At 61.8% G+C, this 15,854-nt stretch carries 16 protein-coding genes and 1 pseudogene; 10 read left to right on the top strand and 7 right to left on the bottom strand.

Features of this window, described 5'->3' with window-relative positions; all coding sequences use genetic code 11:
• The first annotated feature begins 140 nt into the window (after positions 1–140).
• From RIN13_RS02820 to RIN13_RS02805, 4 genes are all read left to right on the top strand, one after another.
• The gene (locus RIN13_RS02820; protein WP_309105808.1) at positions 141–866 is read left to right on the top strand and encodes a Type 1 glutamine amidotransferase-like domain-containing protein; all 726 of its coding nucleotides are present in this window, start codon (positions 141–143) and stop codon (positions 864–866) included.
• 95 nt (positions 867–961) lie between these two features.
• Entirely contained in the window at positions 962–1,552 is a 591-nt protein-coding gene (locus RIN13_RS02815; protein WP_309105807.1) for a sigma-70 family RNA polymerase sigma factor, read from the top strand.
• Positions 1,549–2,313, top strand: a complete 765-nt coding sequence (locus RIN13_RS02810; RefSeq protein WP_309105806.1) for a hypothetical protein — start codon at positions 1,549–1,551, stop codon at positions 2,311–2,313. Before RIN13_RS02815 ends, RIN13_RS02810 begins: the two co-directional genes overlap by 4 nt.
• Before the next feature lie 21 nt (positions 2,314–2,334).
• The gene (locus RIN13_RS02805) at positions 2,335–2,958 is read left to right on the top strand and encodes a DUF1349 domain-containing protein (protein ID WP_309105805.1); all 624 of its coding nucleotides are present in this window, start codon (positions 2,335–2,337) and stop codon (positions 2,956–2,958) included.
• Here the strand turns inward: RIN13_RS02805 and RIN13_RS02800 are convergent.
• Positions 2,933–5,872 carry an FAD-binding and (Fe-S)-binding domain-containing protein gene (locus RIN13_RS02800; RefSeq protein ID WP_309105804.1) on the bottom strand — a complete coding sequence of 980 codons (2,940 nt, stop codon included), beginning with the start codon at positions 5,870–5,872 and terminating at the stop codon, positions 2,933–2,935. The two genes, RIN13_RS02805 and RIN13_RS02800, sit on opposite strands and share 26 nt — an antisense overlap.
• A gap of 148 nt (positions 5,873–6,020) precedes the next feature.
• Here RIN13_RS02800 and RIN13_RS02795 point away from each other — a divergent pair, with 148 nt between their 5' ends.
• A complete protein-coding gene (locus RIN13_RS02795) occupies positions 6,021–6,950 on the top strand; it encodes a LysR family transcriptional regulator (protein ID WP_309105803.1) in 930 nt (309 codons plus the stop codon).
• Positions 6,951–6,971: 21 nt separating this feature from the next.
• On the opposite strand, the gene RIN13_RS02790 is transcribed toward RIN13_RS02795, so the two are convergent.
• The 5 genes from RIN13_RS02790 to RIN13_RS02770 all read right to left on the bottom strand — a co-directional run bounded on the left by RIN13_RS02790 (position 6,972) and on the right by RIN13_RS02770 (position 11,458).
• On the bottom strand, positions 6,972–7,397 hold the full coding sequence (locus RIN13_RS02790; protein WP_309105802.1) for an SRPBCC family protein: 426 nt from the start codon (positions 7,395–7,397) through the stop codon (positions 6,972–6,974).
• Positions 7,398–7,467: 70 nt separating this feature from the next.
• Positions 7,468–8,412 carry a carbohydrate kinase gene (locus tag RIN13_RS02785; protein ID WP_309105801.1) on the bottom strand — a complete coding sequence of 315 codons (945 nt, stop codon included), beginning with the start codon at positions 8,410–8,412 and terminating at the stop codon, positions 7,468–7,470.
• A 93-nt stretch (positions 8,413–8,505) separates the two neighbouring features.
• On the bottom strand, positions 8,506–9,300 hold the full coding sequence (locus tag RIN13_RS02780; RefSeq protein WP_309105800.1) for an ATP-binding cassette domain-containing protein: 795 nt from the start codon (positions 9,298–9,300) through the stop codon (positions 8,506–8,508).
• The gene (locus RIN13_RS02775; RefSeq protein ID WP_309105799.1) at positions 9,297–10,343 is read right to left on the bottom strand and encodes an ABC transporter permease; all 1,047 of its coding nucleotides are present in this window, start codon (positions 10,341–10,343) and stop codon (positions 9,297–9,299) included. The genes RIN13_RS02780 and RIN13_RS02775 overlap by 4 nt, the downstream gene beginning before the upstream one ends.
• A gap of 2 nt (positions 10,344–10,345) precedes the next feature.
• The gene (locus RIN13_RS02770) at positions 10,346–11,458 is read right to left on the bottom strand and encodes a substrate-binding domain-containing protein (protein ID WP_309105798.1); all 1,113 of its coding nucleotides are present in this window, start codon (positions 11,456–11,458) and stop codon (positions 10,346–10,348) included.
• A 161-nt stretch (positions 11,459–11,619) separates the two neighbouring features.
• Here RIN13_RS02770 and RIN13_RS02765 point away from each other — a divergent pair, with 161 nt between their 5' ends.
• The 3 genes from RIN13_RS02765 to RIN13_RS02755 all read left to right on the top strand — a co-directional run bounded on the left by RIN13_RS02765 (position 11,620) and on the right by RIN13_RS02755 (position 13,402).
• The gene (locus RIN13_RS02765; protein ID WP_309105848.1) at positions 11,620–12,636 is read left to right on the top strand and encodes a LacI family DNA-binding transcriptional regulator; all 1,017 of its coding nucleotides are present in this window, start codon (positions 11,620–11,622) and stop codon (positions 12,634–12,636) included.
• Between the two features lie 40 nt (positions 12,637–12,676).
• Positions 12,677–12,973 (top strand): putative quinol monooxygenase, encoded by a 297-nt coding sequence (locus tag RIN13_RS02760; RefSeq protein ID WP_375164651.1) that lies wholly within the window; start codon positions 12,677–12,679, stop codon positions 12,971–12,973.
• 93 nt (positions 12,974–13,066) lie between these two features.
• Positions 13,067–13,402, top strand: a complete 336-nt coding sequence (locus RIN13_RS02755; protein WP_309105797.1) for a hypothetical protein — start codon at positions 13,067–13,069, stop codon at positions 13,400–13,402.
• A 113-nt stretch (positions 13,403–13,515) separates the two neighbouring features.
• Here RIN13_RS02755 and RIN13_RS02750 read toward each other — a convergent pair.
• Positions 13,516–14,000: pseudogene (locus tag RIN13_RS02750) on the bottom strand (dicarboxylate/amino acid:cation symporter).
• Between the two features lie 340 nt (positions 14,001–14,340).
• Here RIN13_RS02750 and RIN13_RS02745 point away from each other — a divergent pair.
• Both RIN13_RS02745 and RIN13_RS02740 read left to right on the top strand, forming a co-directional pair.
• Positions 14,341–15,132, top strand: coding sequence for an amino acid racemase (locus RIN13_RS02745; protein WP_309105796.1), 792 nt, complete (start codon positions 14,341–14,343; stop codon positions 15,130–15,132).
• Between the two features lie 59 nt (positions 15,133–15,191).
• On the top strand, positions 15,192–15,833 hold the full coding sequence (locus tag RIN13_RS02740) for a GntR family transcriptional regulator (RefSeq protein WP_309105795.1): 642 nt from the start codon (positions 15,192–15,194) through the stop codon (positions 15,831–15,833).
• The last annotated feature ends 21 nt before the right edge of the window (positions 15,834–15,854 follow it).

Genomic DNA, 15,854 nt, shown 5'->3' with positions numbered 1-15,854 from the left:
CGCTTGAAGGGCAGCTGGATCAAGGAAAAAAGCTAGGGATGCTCAATCTTGCCGCTTCGCCTTGAGCCCGCCGTGCTCAGGGCCCGCAGGACGCACGTTTCTCCCCGCACCCGAGCTGGAACGCCGGTACGTTGGCAGATGTGAGTATTTTCTTGGTGGGAGGCGGCCCCGACACATTACGTACCGCTGCTGTTTTGGCACAATTTGCTGCCGAAACAGGCCGGAAGACCGGACTGAATAGGGTGCCGCGGGTTGCAGTGGTGCTGTTCGACCATGAAGGAAGCGGTGCCCATTTTCTACCCTCGTATGTAGATCCACTAAGAAGTAGAGCCAGTTGCCTCATCGCAGAGAGTTACATCCGAGCTGATCAACCGGTGGATCCTGCACTGTTTGCCGATGTCGATGCAATCGTTGTGGGCGGGGGGCTGACGCCCGCCTACTTACAGGGGCTGAAGGGTGCGGCGAAAGAAATTCGTCGAGCCGTGGCATCGGGTGTGCCCTACCTGGGATTCTCTGCTGGAGCAATGATCGCCCCGGACTACGCGTTGATCGGCGGATACAGAAGCCACGGTACTGAAGTCTGCCCGCAGGAATGGTCAGAGGGCTTGGAAGAGCTGACTTTTCGTCCTGGCTTGGGTCTGGTTCCCTTTGCTGTAGATGTTCACGCAGCTCAGGGAGGCACCTTGGGGAGAGCTGTTGCGGCAGTCCATCACGGCCTTGCGGACTCGGTGATGGCAATCGATGAAGATACGGCTCTTGTTGTGAATCCTGCAGAACGGACCAAACCGAAAGTCATAGGGTCCGGCAGTTGCTGGACCATCGTCAAGAGTGACGGGAAGACAACAGCGTCCATTGCCGGATCTTGACCACACCGGTTGACAGCGGTACCCGCCTCAGGGGCTCGTTTCCACCTTTTTCGATTCCCGTGAAACCTTTCCTAAGTTGCCGGACAATACAGGGCATGGGAAGTTCTGAGTCCGGCGAAGCGGCCTTGTGGCTGCGAAGCCTGAATGGCGACGGCGAAGCCTTCGGAAGGGTGTTCGATCGGCATCGTGGCCGGGTCTTTCGCCATGCCTACCGCCTCTGCGGGGAACGGCACGATGCTGAGGACGTGATGTCCGCAGCGTTCCTGGAACTTTGGCGGCGCCGGGACAGCGTGCGTCTTGTTGAGGGATCAGTTCTTCCCTGGTTGCTGGTCACGACGACGAACCTGGCACGCAACAGTAAACGTTCGGTTTTCCGCTACCGCAGGCTCCTCAATTCGCTCCCCAGGACCGAGGACGTTTCCCAGGTGACAGGCGAATCTGTTTTCCTGGACGCCATGGAGAGTGACGTGGCAAATGCCCTTCGGACCCTGAATGCCTTGGACATGCAGCTGGTGAGCCTTGTGGTCTTTGAGGACTACACCCTCGCAGCTGCCGCAGCCGTGCTGAACCTGACACCAGGAGCAGCCAAGACGCGTATGCACCGGGCACGCCAGCGGATGAAGAAGGCCATCGTGAGAGAAGGCAAACCTGTGCCCGCTGCGGAGTTGGAAGGAGAGCTGTCATGAGGCAACCAGAGTTGGATGATCGGTTCAGCGACGCGCTGCGGGCGGAACTGGTGTCCCGCGTTCAGCAAACAGCCTCCCGGCCCGAGAGACGCGCCCGCACCTGGGCTGCGGTCGGGGTAGCAGCCGGGGTCCTGTTGCTCGGCGGCTTGGGGGCCGGGGCTGCAGGGCTGTTTGCGCCATCCGGCCAAGAGCAGGCCAGCCCTCAGAGTTCCGTGCTCGCCTCCTACAAGCCCGAGGACACTTTGGCAGCTTTCCGTGGCCAAACCCCTGAAGGAGCCCCCGGCCAAATCGTTGGCCGCCAAGCACGGGACTCCAATCGGCTGCCAACCACTGAGGCGCTCGCCAGCGTGAGCGGCGTGGTTGTTAAGGGAACCGTGGCGGGGATCCGGGAAGGAAGGACGGACACGAACGCCATTGGCTCGATCGTCGTGGTTGTAGATATCGAAAACGTCGTCCAAGGAGAAATGCCTAAGGGCAATGACGGAAGGGTCTACGTTGAACTGCCCGTCATAGGGTATCCACAGCCGTCCGACTACGCTAAAGCGTTGCCCGACGGCGCCGTCGTCGTCGCGTATTTATTGCCGGCCCCGAATTCTCATCCCCCCGCTGGCCTTCCTGAAGGGCAGGCTTCGTTCGTTCCGGCAGGGCAGCAAGGCTTCGCCCTTCAGGTAGGGGACCACGACATCGTGTGGCCCCTGACAGGTGCACGAGAGCCGGGGGAGATTACCGAAACGCTCCCTGGTGGGACGTTGGTTGGATAGCCCGGCCGATAGGTTTGGTCTGTGAAGAACCCCCGAGAACTGGAAATTGAATCCCTGCCGTTTACTCTCATGGGTGAAGGGCCGCAATCACAGGTTGCCCCGCTCCTTCAAGGAGGGATGCTCACACTGACTGCTGATGCGGGTGCAGACATGTTCCTTGACCCCGCCGGATCCGCAGGCACAGCTGATGCGGAAAGATATGTCTCGCCGGTACAGGGCGACTTCCGGCTCAGCGCGTTCGTAAGCCCCGTGTTTGTGAGTGACTTCGACTCCGGAGTCCTGATTGGCTACCTGGATCCGTTGAACTGGTTCAAGATCTGCGCGGAGCTGGACCCGAGCGGAACAACCAGAGTTGTCTCGGTGGTGACCCGCGACGGTAAGTCCGACGACTGCGACAGTTGGCCCATCGACAGGGCCGGGACCTACCTGCGGATCTCCCGTCTTGGCGCGGCGTTCGCGCTCCACGCTTCCGTCGACGGAGAACGGTGGAACATGGTCCGGTACTTCGCCATGGGGGACCCGGCACCCGAGTCGGTGAAAATCGGGTTTGCGGCGCAATCCCCGTCAGGAGAAGGCACGACGGCAACATTCAGCCATATCGCCTTCGATGCCAAGACGCTCACTCAGGTGAGGGACGGCTCCTAGCCAACTCCGGAAGCGGCGTTACCTGATTCCCTGGATCGATGAGTTCCGCGAGATGGCTGGAGGCACCGTTTGAGTGGTTATCAAGGACTTGCCGCACCTGCATGTGGCAGCTGAATCCGTCGGTCAGGATGGGTGTTCCGTCGGACGTTCCCTTCAGAGCCGGGGCGAGTGACTGTTCGGCGACTGCCATGCTTACGTCGTAGTGCTGTGCTTCGAAGCCGAAGTTTCCTGCGACGCCGCAGCAGCCCGTGGCTTCCTTGACCGTGGTGATGCCCAGCGCGGCCAACGCGTTGGCCTGGGTTCCGGAACCGAAGACGGCGTACTCATGGCAGTGGGTCTGGACGGTTACCGCGGCCGGGACCGACGCCGGTTGCCAGCCTGTTTTAGTCTGCTCTATGACCGCTGTGGCAAAGCTCTGGATACGCTTTGCCACGCGGTGTGCCGCTTCTGTTGGAACCAGTTCCGGCAGGTCTTTGCGGAGGGCAGCCGCACAGCTGGGTTCGATGACAACGATGGGCCTGTCGGTTCCGTCGTCCAGTGCCTCTGCCGTCCGCGTGAGCATCTTGCGGGCTGTGTCCAGCTGACCTGTTGAAATCCAGGTGAGGCCGCAGCACATGTCCGCGCTGCACTCCACGGTCCGCCGGGCGTCTTCGAGGACGCGCTTGGCTGCACCGGCGACTGAAGGGCGAAAACCCCGGGTGAAGCTGTCGATGAACAGTACTGTATCGGCCGGAGCCTTTTCGGTACCGCGGGCAGGTTCGTACGCGATCTCCTTGAGCAACTGTGCCCGGGAGGCGAAGTCCGGCATCCTGCGATGGGTGGTGATGCCGGAGATCCGAGCAATGAGTGGCCGCAGCGGTGATGCAAGGGCGGCGTTAACCAAGGGAGCGATCCGGCTGGTTATTTTGAGCCAGGTGGGCAACCAGCCCAGGGTGTAGTGGGCTATGGGCCGTAAACGGCCTTCGTAGTAATGATCGAAGAATTCGGATTTGTACGTGGCCATGTCCACGCCGGCAGGACAATCGGTGGAGCAGGCCTTGCAGGAGAGGCACAAGTCCAGGGAATCCCGGACGTCTTCTGATTTCCAGCCTTCCTTAGCGCTGGCCGATCCGCTGATCATGTCCTGGAGAACGCGCGCCCGTGCCCGGGTGGAGTCCTTTTCGTCCCGTGTCGCTCGATAGCTGGGGCACATCACCCCTCCGCCCGAAGTGGTCCTGCACCTTCCGACGCCAATGCAGGTCTGGACGGCGTCCGTGAACCCCTCCCGGCCTGAGTCTGCCGGTTCCAAGGCAAAGGACGTCCGGAAACCGCGGGCAGGGGCGGCTGCAAGGGCAAGGTCGGCCATTACTGGAGCAGGGTCAGTGATGATGCCCGGATTGAGGACCCCGTCCGGGTCCCAGACCGCTTTGTAGCGGGCGAAGGCTTGCAGCGCTGCCGGGCTGTACATGATGGGGAGAAGCGCGGAGCGGGCCCGGCCGTCGCCGTGTTCGCCGGATAGGGATCCGCCGTGGCGGGTTACAAGGTCAGCAGCCGCGCGCAGGAATTTATCCATAACCGCCCTCCCGGACTCGGTCCGGGGGTCAAAGGTGATTCGGACGTGGGTGCAGCCGGCGCCAAAATGGCCATACATCACGCCCCGGAGCTGATGCTCGTCAAGAAGCCGGGTGAAGTCGCCAAGGTAGGCCGCCAGATTTTCCGGCGCGACGGCGGCGTCCTCCCAGCCTGCCCAGGACTGGACACCGCCGGCGAGTCGCGAGGACAGACCTGCACCGTCTTCCCGGACACGCCAAAGGTTGGCCCTGTCCACGGGATCGGATACCACAACGCCGTCAACCACGTTGCCCCGCTGCTTCAGCGTCTGCAGCAGATCTTCGGCCTGGGCCCGAACGTCGGCGGGATCGCTGCCGTCCAGATCCACATACAGATAGGCCGTACCATCAGGCAAAGCACCGACGGAGTCCGGACCGCGCCGCTCACGCATGGTCTGCACAATGGCGTCGTCGATGCCTTCGACAGCTGCGGGGTTGAACCGGAGGATCTCCGGCACATCGGTTGCGGCAGCGACGACGTCGCGGTATCCAAGGCAGACAAGCAGCGCGGCGGCAGGCACGTCTACCAGCTTCACTGTGGCGGAGACGATGACAGCGCACGTACCCTCGCTTCCGGCGAGGGCCTTGGCGGCATCAAAGCCGTTCTCGGGAAGGAGGTTGGCCAGCTGGTAGCCGGAGACCTGCCGCGCGATGCGCCCGAACTCCGTGCGGAGGAGCCCCAGGCTCCCATCCCGCAGTTGGGTCAGGCCGGCATCGATGCGCGCAGCTTCGGCGACGGCGCCCTCGTCGGCCTGGTCAATGGGACGCACCCCGCCAGGGCCGGCAGTCACAAGATGCCCTGACGCCGTCACCAGGTCCACCGAAACGACGTGGTCTACGGTCCGGCCGTATCTGACGGAGTGGTTTCCACAGGCGTCGTTACCAATGGCTCCGGCCACTGTCACCCTGCCCATGCTTGACGGATCGGGGGCAAAAGTCAGGGCTCCGCCGGTAGCGGCCTGCACTTGTTTTTGCAACGTGGTCAGAACCATGCCCGGCTCGACGGTGACTGTCCGGGCCTCGCGGTCCAGCTGCAGAAGCCTGGACATGTGGCGGGAGAAGTCAATAACGACGCCGCTTCCGATGGCGTTTCCTGCCATGCTGGTTCCGCCGCCCCGGCTGGTGAGCGGGATGCCGTGGCGCCGGCAGGCGCGGATGACTGCAGCGACATCCTGGCTGGAGCGGGGAAAGGCCACAGCCATGGGGCGCACCTTGTAGTTGGACGCGTCATAGGAGTACTCCGACAGCCTGCGGCTGCTGATATCCACCTCGACGCCGTCCGTGGTCAGGTCTCGCACGAGGCTGTCAGTTCCGGCACGGTTCATCTGGTTCAGCTTTCGATTCGGCGGGGCGGACCAGGTGGCGGGGCTTTACTCGCTTTATGCTTCCTGTCGAACCAGTTTACGGATTAATAAAGCCACGAGTCTGCGATTATAGGTAAGGCATTGTTTCTTCAAGTGAAAGAAGTGCGCGATGGACCTGGCAACAGTGGACGACCTCGAGTTCTTTGAACAGATTTCCCGTTCGAGGAGCCTGACTGAAGCGGCGAGATTCTGGGGAATGTCTCTGCCCTCGATCAGCAGACGGCTGACGCAGTTGGAATCGCGGCTGGGAGTCCAGTTGGTCCGCAGGAGCACGCGCAAACTCAGCCTCACTCCGGAAGGAGAGCACTATGCGGCGGGGGTGCTGGCGATCCTTCAGCAGAAAACGGATCTTGAGGAAGGAATGTCACCACAACACGGCGAGCTCCGCGGCCGGATTGCTGTGCACTCCACAGTCGGCCTCGGCCGCATCCATATTGCCCCGCTGCTGGGTGCGTTTATTCGTGACCACCCGGGCGTTTCAGTCGACCTGCAGATGTCGGCGCTTCCGCTCAACATCGCCGTGAGCCCCTTTGACATCGGGATCCGTGTAGGCAGTCTGGAGGATTCCCGGCTCAAATTCACCCGCCTCGCTGAAAGCCGGAGGGTGGTCTGCGCTTCGCCGCAGTATCTCGAAACCCACGGGAGCCCACAGACAACTGCCGACCTTGAACAGCACAATTGCATCGTCCTGCGGCAGGACAACAGTGACTACGCTGTGTGGCGCTTTGGGGCAGACGGCCGGGAACACAACGTCCGGGTGAAGGGCAATATGGTCAGCGACGACGGCGAAGTGGTTGCCGGCTGGTGCCTCCAGGGACTCGGGTTGACGATGCGCTCCACCTGGCATGTGAACCCGATGCTTCGCCAAGGGCTGCTGCAGCAGGTTCTTGCAGATGTACCAACCCCTGCGGCGGACATTCACGCCGTGTACCCGGCCGCCGTGCATACTCCCCGTCGCGTTACCGCCCTTATAGAGCACTTGCGGAGTGGGCTCGCGGAACACCTGGAAGACGACGACGGCGACTACCGGCCTTCGTGACCGATGCACCTGCCGCCAGGCTCACTCAGTCGTTTCGATGAGTTCCTTGATCCGGCGGAGGCTGTTCTCGATCATGCTCGGATCGGGCGAGGTGTCCATAGCAGGAATGTCCAGATGAAGAGTCAGTTTTGTGCCGCCTCCATCGACGGGATCCAATGTCGCCCGGGAATGGATTTCCAGCGGCCCGTTGGGCGTTTGATCAACAATGAGAGCACCGAAGGCGCGTGCGGGCTCGAACTCCACTATGTCCATCACGCCTTCGATGGGAGGGCCCATACGGGTCTGGCGGCGTCGTATTTGAGTGCCGACGCCGATAGGTCCGTCGGAAACCTGCTGCAGTTCCATATGTGGATCCCATCGTGGATGGTTGTGCACATGGTTCACCGCGAAGAACTCAAACACAACATCTGGAGGCCTGTTGATGACAGTCGAGAGCACTAGTTTCATGACTGGTCCTGTTGACTCCGGCAAGGGTGGACAAGCGCAGTCTATGCCTCGCGTCCTCCAGGCACCACCGCTATACGACTGCCTCCGACTCCTTCAGCCCGGCAAGCAGCTCTTCGACAGTCGGGGGATTTGCGCCGGCCCTGCGGACAGTGATGGCGGCAGCCTTGGATGCGGTACGTCCCAGAGATTCCAGGACCTCGGACGAAAGCCCGTCCACGCCCCGTGACAGCAGCCCGTAAATCAGCGCCGCCATATAGGAATCACCGGCACCAATGGTGTCCGCCACTACGGAGGGCACCGATGGAACGTGGAGCTGGGTTGTCGGGGTTGCCAGAAGCGAACCTTCCGAACCCTTCGTAATGACAGCCAGCCCGGCGCCGAGCTGCAGGATCCGTGCCGCAGCTTCCTCCAGCTGTTTGCGCGGGTAGAGCCACAGCGCGTCCTCATCGCTGAGCTTGACGACGTCGGTCAGGGGAACCAGTTCCTCGAACAGGGCGGTCGCTTCGGCCTGACTGCCCAGCAAGGCCGGGCGGATGTTGGGGTCGTAGGTGATCACGCATTCCCGGTGGGCCTGCTCCAGCAAGGACCGCACGGAGGCTGCCCCGGGGGCCAGGAAAGTGGCGATGGAACCGGTGTGGATCACCTTGGGGAGATATGAAGGCGGAACGGGCTGCAGCTCCCAGCTGATGTCGAACTCGTAGCGGGCCGAGCCGTCTGCGGCGAGCGTCGCGGTCGCAGACGCCGTGCGGCCCGGATGCTTGGAACCGGGCAGCAGTGCGACTCCTGCCCTCCCGAGGTGCCGTTCGATCGCAGAGCCACGTTCGTCGTCGCCGATTGACGTGAGCAGTGCAGTACTGATTCCGAGACGTCCCAGCCCGTAAGCCACATTCGCCGGAGACCCGCCCGGGTGCTCCACCGTTCCTCCGGAAGAGGCGACGACATCAATCAGGGCTTCGCCGATAACAACGACGTCGGAGTGTGCTGCGGCCCCTGCAGGGCTGGGGGAGCTGGGCATGAGGAGGCCTTTCGTGGAGCCGTCCGCGGACCTGTGGCAGGTCCGCGGACGGAGTGCAGGACGAGATGGGTGGACTCGGGGCTGCCGCCGGAATCAGGCGGTGGCTGCGCCGGTCATGATGGCGACGGCGTCAGTCATGGTGTGTGACTCGGGCGTAATGGTTGCCGCGCATTTTCCGAGGCGCTGGATATGGATCCTGTCAGCCACGTCGAACACGTGCGGCATGTTGTGGCTGATCAGAATTACCGGCAGCCCCCTGTCCCGCAGGTCCCTGACGAGCTGGAGCACCTGGTTGGACTCCCGGACGCCGAGTGCCGCCGTCGGCTCATCCAACACCACTACCTTGGAGCCAAAGGCCGCAGCCCTTGCCACCGCAACAGCCTGCCGCTGACCGCCGGAAAGGTTCTCCACGGGCACAGTGACATCCTGAAGTGTGGAGATTCCCAAGCGGGTGAGCTCCTCTTTGGCCTTGCGCCGCATGCCCTTGGTATCCAGCATCCGGAAGATCGTGCCCAGAGGACCGGGCAACCGCTCCTCCCGGCCCAGGAACAGGTTGGAAGCGACATCCAGCGCCGGCGATACTGCCAGGTTCTGGTACACCGTTTCGATCCCATGCGCACGGGCATCCTGCGGGCGTTTGAAATGAACAGACTGACCGGAAACCGTCAGTTCGCCCGAATCCGGGATTTCCGCACCCGTAAGGCACTTGATGAGTGTCGATTTTCCCGCGCCGTTATCGCCAATGATGGCCAGGACTTCACCGGGGTAGAGGTCCAAACTTACGCCGTCCAGGCCCACCACCTTGCCGAAGGTCTTGACGAGGTTCCTTGCCTGCATGATTGGCTGGCGCACTTTGGTGCCGGTGCTCTCGAGATCTGCGGCCGTCATGATTTCACCTTTCGGATCCACTGGTCGATGGACACTGCGACGATGATGAGGACGCCCACAGCCAGTGTTTGGTAGAGCACATCCAGCCCGGCGAGGGACAGACCATTGCGGAAAACACCCACAATGAGTGCCCCGAGGAGCGATCCCCAGACGGAGCCACGCCCGCCGAACAGGCTCGTTCCACCGATAACGACGGCGGTAATGGAGTCCAGGTTCAGGTCCACGCCGCCGTTGGGGCTGGCGGCGTTGGTCCGGCCGATCTGGATCCAGGCACCGACAGCCAGAATGGCCCCGGCTGCCAGATAAACGCTCATGAGGACGCGGTTCACGGGGATACCGGCCAGACGGGCAGCCTCCTTGTCGTCACCCACGGCATAGACGTGCCTGCCCCAGGCCGTCTTGCCAAGGATGAAGGCCATGGCCACGTAGAGGAGCAGCATCATGACGACGCCGGTGGAGATCCGGACCTGGCCCACCGGGAAAGTGCTGCCCATCCAGGTCAGCAAGTCAGGCATGCTGGAGCCGCGGACAGTTGAGCCACCTGAATACAGGAGAGTCAGCGCGATGAAAATGTTCAGGGTTCCCAGCGTCACGATGAACGGCGGGAGCCGGAATCTGGTGACCAGGAAGCCGTTGAGAGCTCCTGCGCCGAGTCCCACCACGAGCCCTATCAGAAGGGCCAAGGGGGCTGGCATTCCGCTGCCGACGGAGATCTGCGCAACCACCATCGAGGCGAGAATCATGACTGCACCGACCGAGAGGTCAATTCCTGCCGTCAGGATGATCAGGGTCTGCGCGATGGCGAGTGTTCCCACCACCGAGACCTGCTGGGTGATCAATGACAGGTTCTCAACCCGGAGGAACCGGTCATTGAGAAGCCCGAAGACGACCACTGCAATGAGCAGGACAATTGCCGGACTGAGGGCGGGGTAGCGGTGGAGGACGTTCCTGACCCGGCTGAGCGGGGTCTGGCGGTCCAGGAACTCCTCGGCCAGATCAGCGCTCCCCGTGGCAGGGGGTCCTGCGGTCTGCTGCTGTGTCATGCTTACTTGCCCCAGCAGATATCGGCGGCAGCGGCGGTGGTGATGCTCTTGACGCCGTCGGCGGGCTTGTCCGTAACCAGCTCAACACCGGTGTTGTAGAAGTCCAGGCCTTCCGAGTTGGCCGGCTTCTTGCCGGTCTTGGCAATCTCCACAATGGCCTTGACGCCGAGTTCCGCCATCTTCACCGGGTACTGCTGGGCTGTCGCGCCGATAACGCCGGACTTGACGTTGTCCACGCCGCTGCAACCGCCGTCGACCGAGACCACCAGCACGTCCTTTTCCTTGCCGGCTGACTTGAGCGCTTCGAAGGCCCCGGCAGCTGCAGGTTCGTTGATGGTGTAAACAACGTTGACGTTCGGGTTCTTGGCCAGCAGTGTTTCCATGGCCGTGCGGCCACCGTCTTCTGCACCCTGCGAAGCCTGGTTTCCGACGATTTCGTACTCGCCGCCCTTGCCGCCGGTGTACTTGCCGGTCTTGGCCTCGTCGCCGTTCTTCTTGGCGTCTGCCGTGTCCACCCCGAGGCCGGACAGGAAGCCCTGATCACGGTTGTAGTCAACAGAAACAACCTTGTCGTCAAAGAGGTCGAGCAGCGCGATGGTGGCTTTCTTGCCGCCGAGCTGGGCGGCGGTCCACTTTCCGATCAGCTCGCCGGCGGCGAAGTTGTCGGTGGCGAAGGTGATGTCTGCAGCATCTGCCGGGTCCGGCGGAGTGTCCAGGGCGATGACGAACAGCCCCGCGTCCTTGGCCTTCTTCAGCGCGTCAACAACCGAGGGGCCATTCGGGGTGATGAGGATGCCCTTGTCGCCCTTGGAGATGGCGTTTTCGATGGCCTGGATCTGGGTTTCCTCGTCGCCGTCGGCCTTGCCTGCGGCAAGCTTGAGGTCAACGCCTTCTGCTGCGGCTGCTTCTTTGGCGCCGTCCTGCATGGAGACGAAGAAGGGGTTGCTGGTGGTCTTGACGATCAGCGATACGCCGATCTTCTCAGCGGAACCGTCAGTGGAAGTGGCTGTTGAGCTCCCTCCGCAGGCACTAAGGCTAAGGGTGGCGAGCGTCAGGACAGCGCCTGCGGCAAGCGTACGGATGGCTGCTGAACGCGGAGCTTTGGAACTCAACATTGAATCTCCTGGGTTTGAGGCGTGTAGTCATGACAACGTTGTCAGCCATCATGTAATCAGGATCACAGGGTAGAGTCAAGGGAAAGTCGATGATGAAGGACGAGGTTGTGACAACGATGTCTAATCGTTACCAGGCTGAAGTGGGAAAGAGCCGGCCCACGATGCGACACGTTGCGGCGCTGGCCGGCGTCGGAATAAAGACTGTCTCGCGCGTCATGAATAACGAGCCGGGTGTCTCCGAGGCCACCCGGCTGCGCGTCGTCGGTGCGTCCCAGCAGCTGAACTATCAGTTGGACATGGCCGCAGGAAGTTTGCGCAGGTCCGGACGGCAGACGCTCTCGGTGGGGCTGCTGCTGCCGAGCGTCTCCAACCCCTTCAGCAGTGAGATCCACCGGGCCATGGAAGATGCCTTGTCAGTGCGGGGCATCGCTGTATTCGCCGCCAGCCTGGACGATGATCCTGAACGCGAAAAGGCCCTGGTGGCGGCCTTCCTGGGCCGGCGCGTGGACGGGTTGGTGCTGACGCCCATCGCCCGGAGCCAGGCCTACGTTATTCCGGAACACTCCAGGGACCTGCCCACCGTCTTCATTGACCGTGAACCCGTCGGGGTCGAGGCGGACGCTGTGGTTACGGACAACGCTGCCGGAGCCGCAAAGGCAGCAGCCCATCTGATCAGCCGGGGGCACCGGAAACTTGCTTATCTCGGAGACCGGACGGACATCCAGACTGCACGCGAACGTCGTCGGGGATTTCTTGAGTCTCTGGCCGCGGCGGGCATCGCGACGTCCGCCGTTCCCATCCGCGAGGGCCTCCACGACGAGGAGTCTGCCCGGCAGGCAACACGTGGGCTACTTGGTTCTGATGATCCCCCCACCGCCATTTTCTCGAGCCAGAACCTCGTCACTTTCGGGGCGATGCGCGGGTTGAAGGAGCTGAACGCCAATAAGAGGATCGCCTTGGTCGGGTTCGACGATTTCGCGCTGGCGGACATGATGGACCCCGGAATCACGGTGGTTGCACAGCACCCGGAAAGGATCGGGAAACTGGCTGCGGAAAGAATTCTGGCCCGTATCGACGGCGACCAGTCGGCTCCGCAAACCTATGTGGTGCCCTCGGAACTTATTGTTCGGGGGTCCGGCGAACTCGCCCCTCCGGGCTTACCGGCCCCGCATCTCTGACAAATCAACCTTGCCTCACCCTGCAACCTCCAAGGAGTACATGATGACCAAAACCCTCTATGCCGAGTTCACCGTAAAATCCGGAAGCGAGGTGCGGGTGGCGGAAATGATGCGCGAACTCACCGAAAAAGTCCGGCAGGAACCCGGCAACCAGCTCTTCCTGCCGTACACCCGGCAAACGAATCCACGTGAATACTTCGTCTTTGAGGTTTATGCGGACGATGCCGCGTTCCAGGAGCACATCACCGCAGACTACGGTGCAAAGTTCAACGGAGAGCTCGCTTCACACATCGAGGAGGACGGCTCCGTGCTGACCTGGCTGGACGCTGTGGACTGACCGCACTTGTAGGTGTGCAAACCCATGCCTATTGGATTGTTCACCGGCTGTTCGGCGGAAAGGCAGCGGGCCGAACATTGTTAGGGTGGATGGATGAAACGTTCCCTTGCCCTGCTGTCCATGATCCCGCTTCTAGTCCTCGCTGCCGGCTGCGGCCAGGTGCAGGAAGCGGCCCAGAATGCCGCCAGCTCCGCAGTAACGGAAGTTGCCAGCGCTGCCGCTGACCAGGTGAAGGGGCAGGTGTGCGCAGTCATCGAGGACGGAGTTGTCAGCGTTGAGGACAAGAAGCTGCTCGTCGGCCTGGTCGCTGGGGCAGAGACCGCCGGAGTGCCAGCCGAAATCACAGACCCCATGAAGCAGATCGCCGAGGCCGGCGAGGAAGTTCCCGCAGCCTCCGTCAGTGAGCTGAAGAAGGCCTGCGCGGCCTAGTCCGAGAGAACGCTGGGCACCTGCGCCGCCAGTCAAAGCGAAAGGGAGGGGCTGGGATCCGAAGTCTGGATCCCGGCGCCTCCCTTTGTGTTGGATTGGCTATCTGACTGAAGTCAGTTCGGCTTTTCCAAGACTTCAGCAATGTCGTTGTGATGCTGCGATTGAAGGCGTGCCGCCTTGTCGTGGCTGCGGCCCAGGACGGCGGTGGCGATGGCGTTGCCAAGGATGTTGGTGGCTGTCCGGCCCATGTCCAGGAGTTGATCAATCACCAGGAGCACGGCGATACCGCCAGCGGGGATACCGAAGGCAGGTACGACGGCGGCCACGATAACCAACGAGCCCGGGCCATGCCTTTTGCTGCTCAGCAACAGCATGGCGGTCATGGCAATCTGCTGACCAAGGTCCATGTCAATGCCGTAGGCATTGAGGAGGAACACGGACGCGAATGTCATGTACACATGGAGCCGTCAACGTTGAAGGAGTATCCCAGCGGGAGGACGAACTCCGTCGTGCTCTTATCGACACCAAATTTCGTCAGCCCTTCGATGAGCTTGGGGAGCGCCGCCTCACTGCTGGAGGTAGCGAACGCGATAACCATGGGCTCCCGGACGGCACGTATCAGGCGGAAGGCTGCTTCCCAAGGAAGGCCACAGCTACGGCAATCATGATCACCCAGTGGGACTTTGAGCATGACTTCCATCAGTGTTGGTGATGAATGCCTGGTAATCCATGGGTTTTGACTCAATGCCGCCATCTCCCGTGGGAACCAGGCCTAATCCGTCGCCGACATTGAGAGCGTGGGCCGTGACGAAACCGCACGTGCCACCAGGGCCGATGCAATGACGAACCACAGCAGCGAGCGTGCAATATATTGCATACCAAGGTCAAGCGGTATGTAATATACTGGATACAGACCCGCTACCTTAGAAATGACTCCAATGAAGACTCGAATTGGCGCCCGCATCTCACCGCCGGCACCCTTCTTCTCTCTGCCTCCACTTGCGGCTCCTGGGTTGAAGGCCACCTTGCGCCAGCGCTGCGTCGTGGGGATCCTTGGAGGGATGGGTCCTGAAGCGACGGCGGATTTCTACCTCAAATTGGTGCACGCCACCCCCGCCACGCGCGATCAGGAGCATCTTCAGGTCCTGATCTGGTCCGACCCCACGATTCCTGACAGGACAGACGCGCTGTTGACGCACGGTGAGGATCCAACACCGGCCCTCATTGCCGGGGCCAGGCTGCTGAAAGAGGCCGGGGCCAGGATGCTTGCCGTTCCCTGCAACACGGCTCATGCCTTCCTCGCAGCCGTGCAGGCAGAGGTCGATATCCCCATCGTTCACATGATTGAAGAGACGGCAAAGTACGTCCGGCAGCTCTCACCAACCGTTCAAAAGGTGGGACTGCTGTCCACGACAGGAACCCAGAAGGCCGGCCTCTACCAATCCTGGCTCGACAGGGAGGGCATTTCGGTCATCACGCCCGCTGCTGACTGCCAGGAGAATCTGGTGATGGCCCCCATTCGCGCCGTCAAAGCGGGAAACACCAGCGCAGCCCGGCCACTATTCATCCAAGCTGCGCGGGGTCTTATCCACGCGGGGGCCCAGGCAATTATCGCCGGATGCACGGAGGTTCCCGTTGGCCTGTCGGCCGACGATATCCCGGTGCCGTTCATCGATCCCGCGGAAGTTCTCGCCGTCACGGTGGTCCGCCTTGTCATTGCTGAGCGGTGACGCAGAGTACTGTGTCCAATATGCCGCTAGTCCACACCAGCACCGTTGACCGACCGAAGATGAGCGACGCAGCTTATGACCGGCTCCGGGATGCCATTGTCCGGGGTGAGCTCGCCCCCGGCGAGAAAATCAAAGACTCCGATCTGGCAGAAATGCTTGGGCTCAGCAGGACCCCGGTGCGCGAAGCCCTCACCCGGCTCGTTGAAAGTGGGCTCATAGAGGCCAAGCCGGGTGTTTACACAAGAGTCTCGACGCTGAATCAAGACGACATTGCGGCAAACCTTGCCGTTCTCAAGGCACTCGATTCCCTGGCCATGGAATCGGCGGTTCCACGGCTGACGGACCGTGACCTCCACGTGATGCGCCAGGCCAACAAGAACTTTGCCGCCGCTGTGAAAAAACAGGACGTCTCCAAGGCCCTGGCCGCGGACGACGCGTTCCATAGTGTGATCATCGATGCCGCCGGAAACCCTGTCATCAAACGCATCATCGAACAGCTCCACCCGCAACTCCACAGAATCCTTTACCGGAAGTTCTCCGGCCTCCTGGGCGGGGAGGAAACCATCAATCACCACAACCAACTCATCCTCGTCTGTGAACAAGGCGACGCCGAAGCGGCGGCCACCATGTCAGGGGAGCACTGGTCACACCTCAGCGATCTCATCAGGGGACTCTTCGCTTCCAACGAGCTTTCCGGGTAGCTCCGTCCACGCCTTCCCTTG

It is taken from the genome of Arthrobacter sp., from assembly GCF_031179985.1.
Taxonomy (GTDB): Bacteria; Actinomycetota; Actinomycetes; order Actinomycetales; family Micrococcaceae; genus Arthrobacter.
The sequence above is the reverse complement of the archived record's forward strand: the minus strand, read 5'-3'. Positions and strand labels throughout refer to the sequence as shown.

Coding starts and splice junctions, on each gene's coding strand:
- RIN13_RS02815 (WP_309105807.1), top strand. CDS start 962: ATGGGAAGTTCTGAGTCCGGCGAAGCGGCCTTGTGGCTGCGAAGCCTG.
- RIN13_RS02810 (WP_309105806.1), top strand. CDS start 1,549: ATGAGGCAACCAGAGTTGGATGATCGGTTCAGCGACGCGCTGCGGGCG.
- RIN13_RS02800 (WP_309105804.1), bottom strand. CDS start 5,872: ATGAACCGTGCCGGAACTGACAGCCTCGTGCGAGACCTGACCACGGAC.
- RIN13_RS02795 (WP_309105803.1), top strand. CDS start 6,021: ATGGACCTGGCAACAGTGGACGACCTCGAGTTCTTTGAACAGATTTCC.
- RIN13_RS02790 (WP_309105802.1), bottom strand. CDS start 7,397: ATGAAACTAGTGCTCTCGACTGTCATCAACAGGCCTCCAGATGTTGTG.
- RIN13_RS02785 (WP_309105801.1), bottom strand. CDS start 8,412: ATGCCCAGCTCCCCCAGCCCTGCAGGGGCCGCAGCACACTCCGACGTC.
- RIN13_RS02780 (WP_309105800.1), bottom strand. CDS start 9,300: ATGACGGCCGCAGATCTCGAGAGCACCGGCACCAAAGTGCGCCAGCCA.
- RIN13_RS02775 (WP_309105799.1), bottom strand. CDS start 10,343: ATGACACAGCAGCAGACCGCAGGACCCCCTGCCACGGGGAGCGCTGAT.
- RIN13_RS02770 (WP_309105798.1), bottom strand. CDS start 11,458: ATGTTGAGTTCCAAAGCTCCGCGTTCAGCAGCCATCCGTACGCTTGCC.
- RIN13_RS02765 (WP_309105848.1), top strand. CDS start 11,620: ATGCGACACGTTGCGGCGCTGGCCGGCGTCGGAATAAAGACTGTCTCG.
- RIN13_RS02760 (WP_375164651.1), top strand. CDS start 12,677: ATGATGACCAAAACCCTCTATGCCGAGTTCACCGTAAAATCCGGAAGC.
- RIN13_RS02755 (WP_309105797.1), top strand. CDS start 13,067: ATGAAACGTTCCCTTGCCCTGCTGTCCATGATCCCGCTTCTAGTCCTC.
- RIN13_RS02745 (WP_309105796.1), top strand. CDS start 14,341: ATGAAGACTCGAATTGGCGCCCGCATCTCACCGCCGGCACCCTTCTTC.
- RIN13_RS02740 (WP_309105795.1), top strand. CDS start 15,192: ATGAGCGACGCAGCTTATGACCGGCTCCGGGATGCCATTGTCCGGGGT.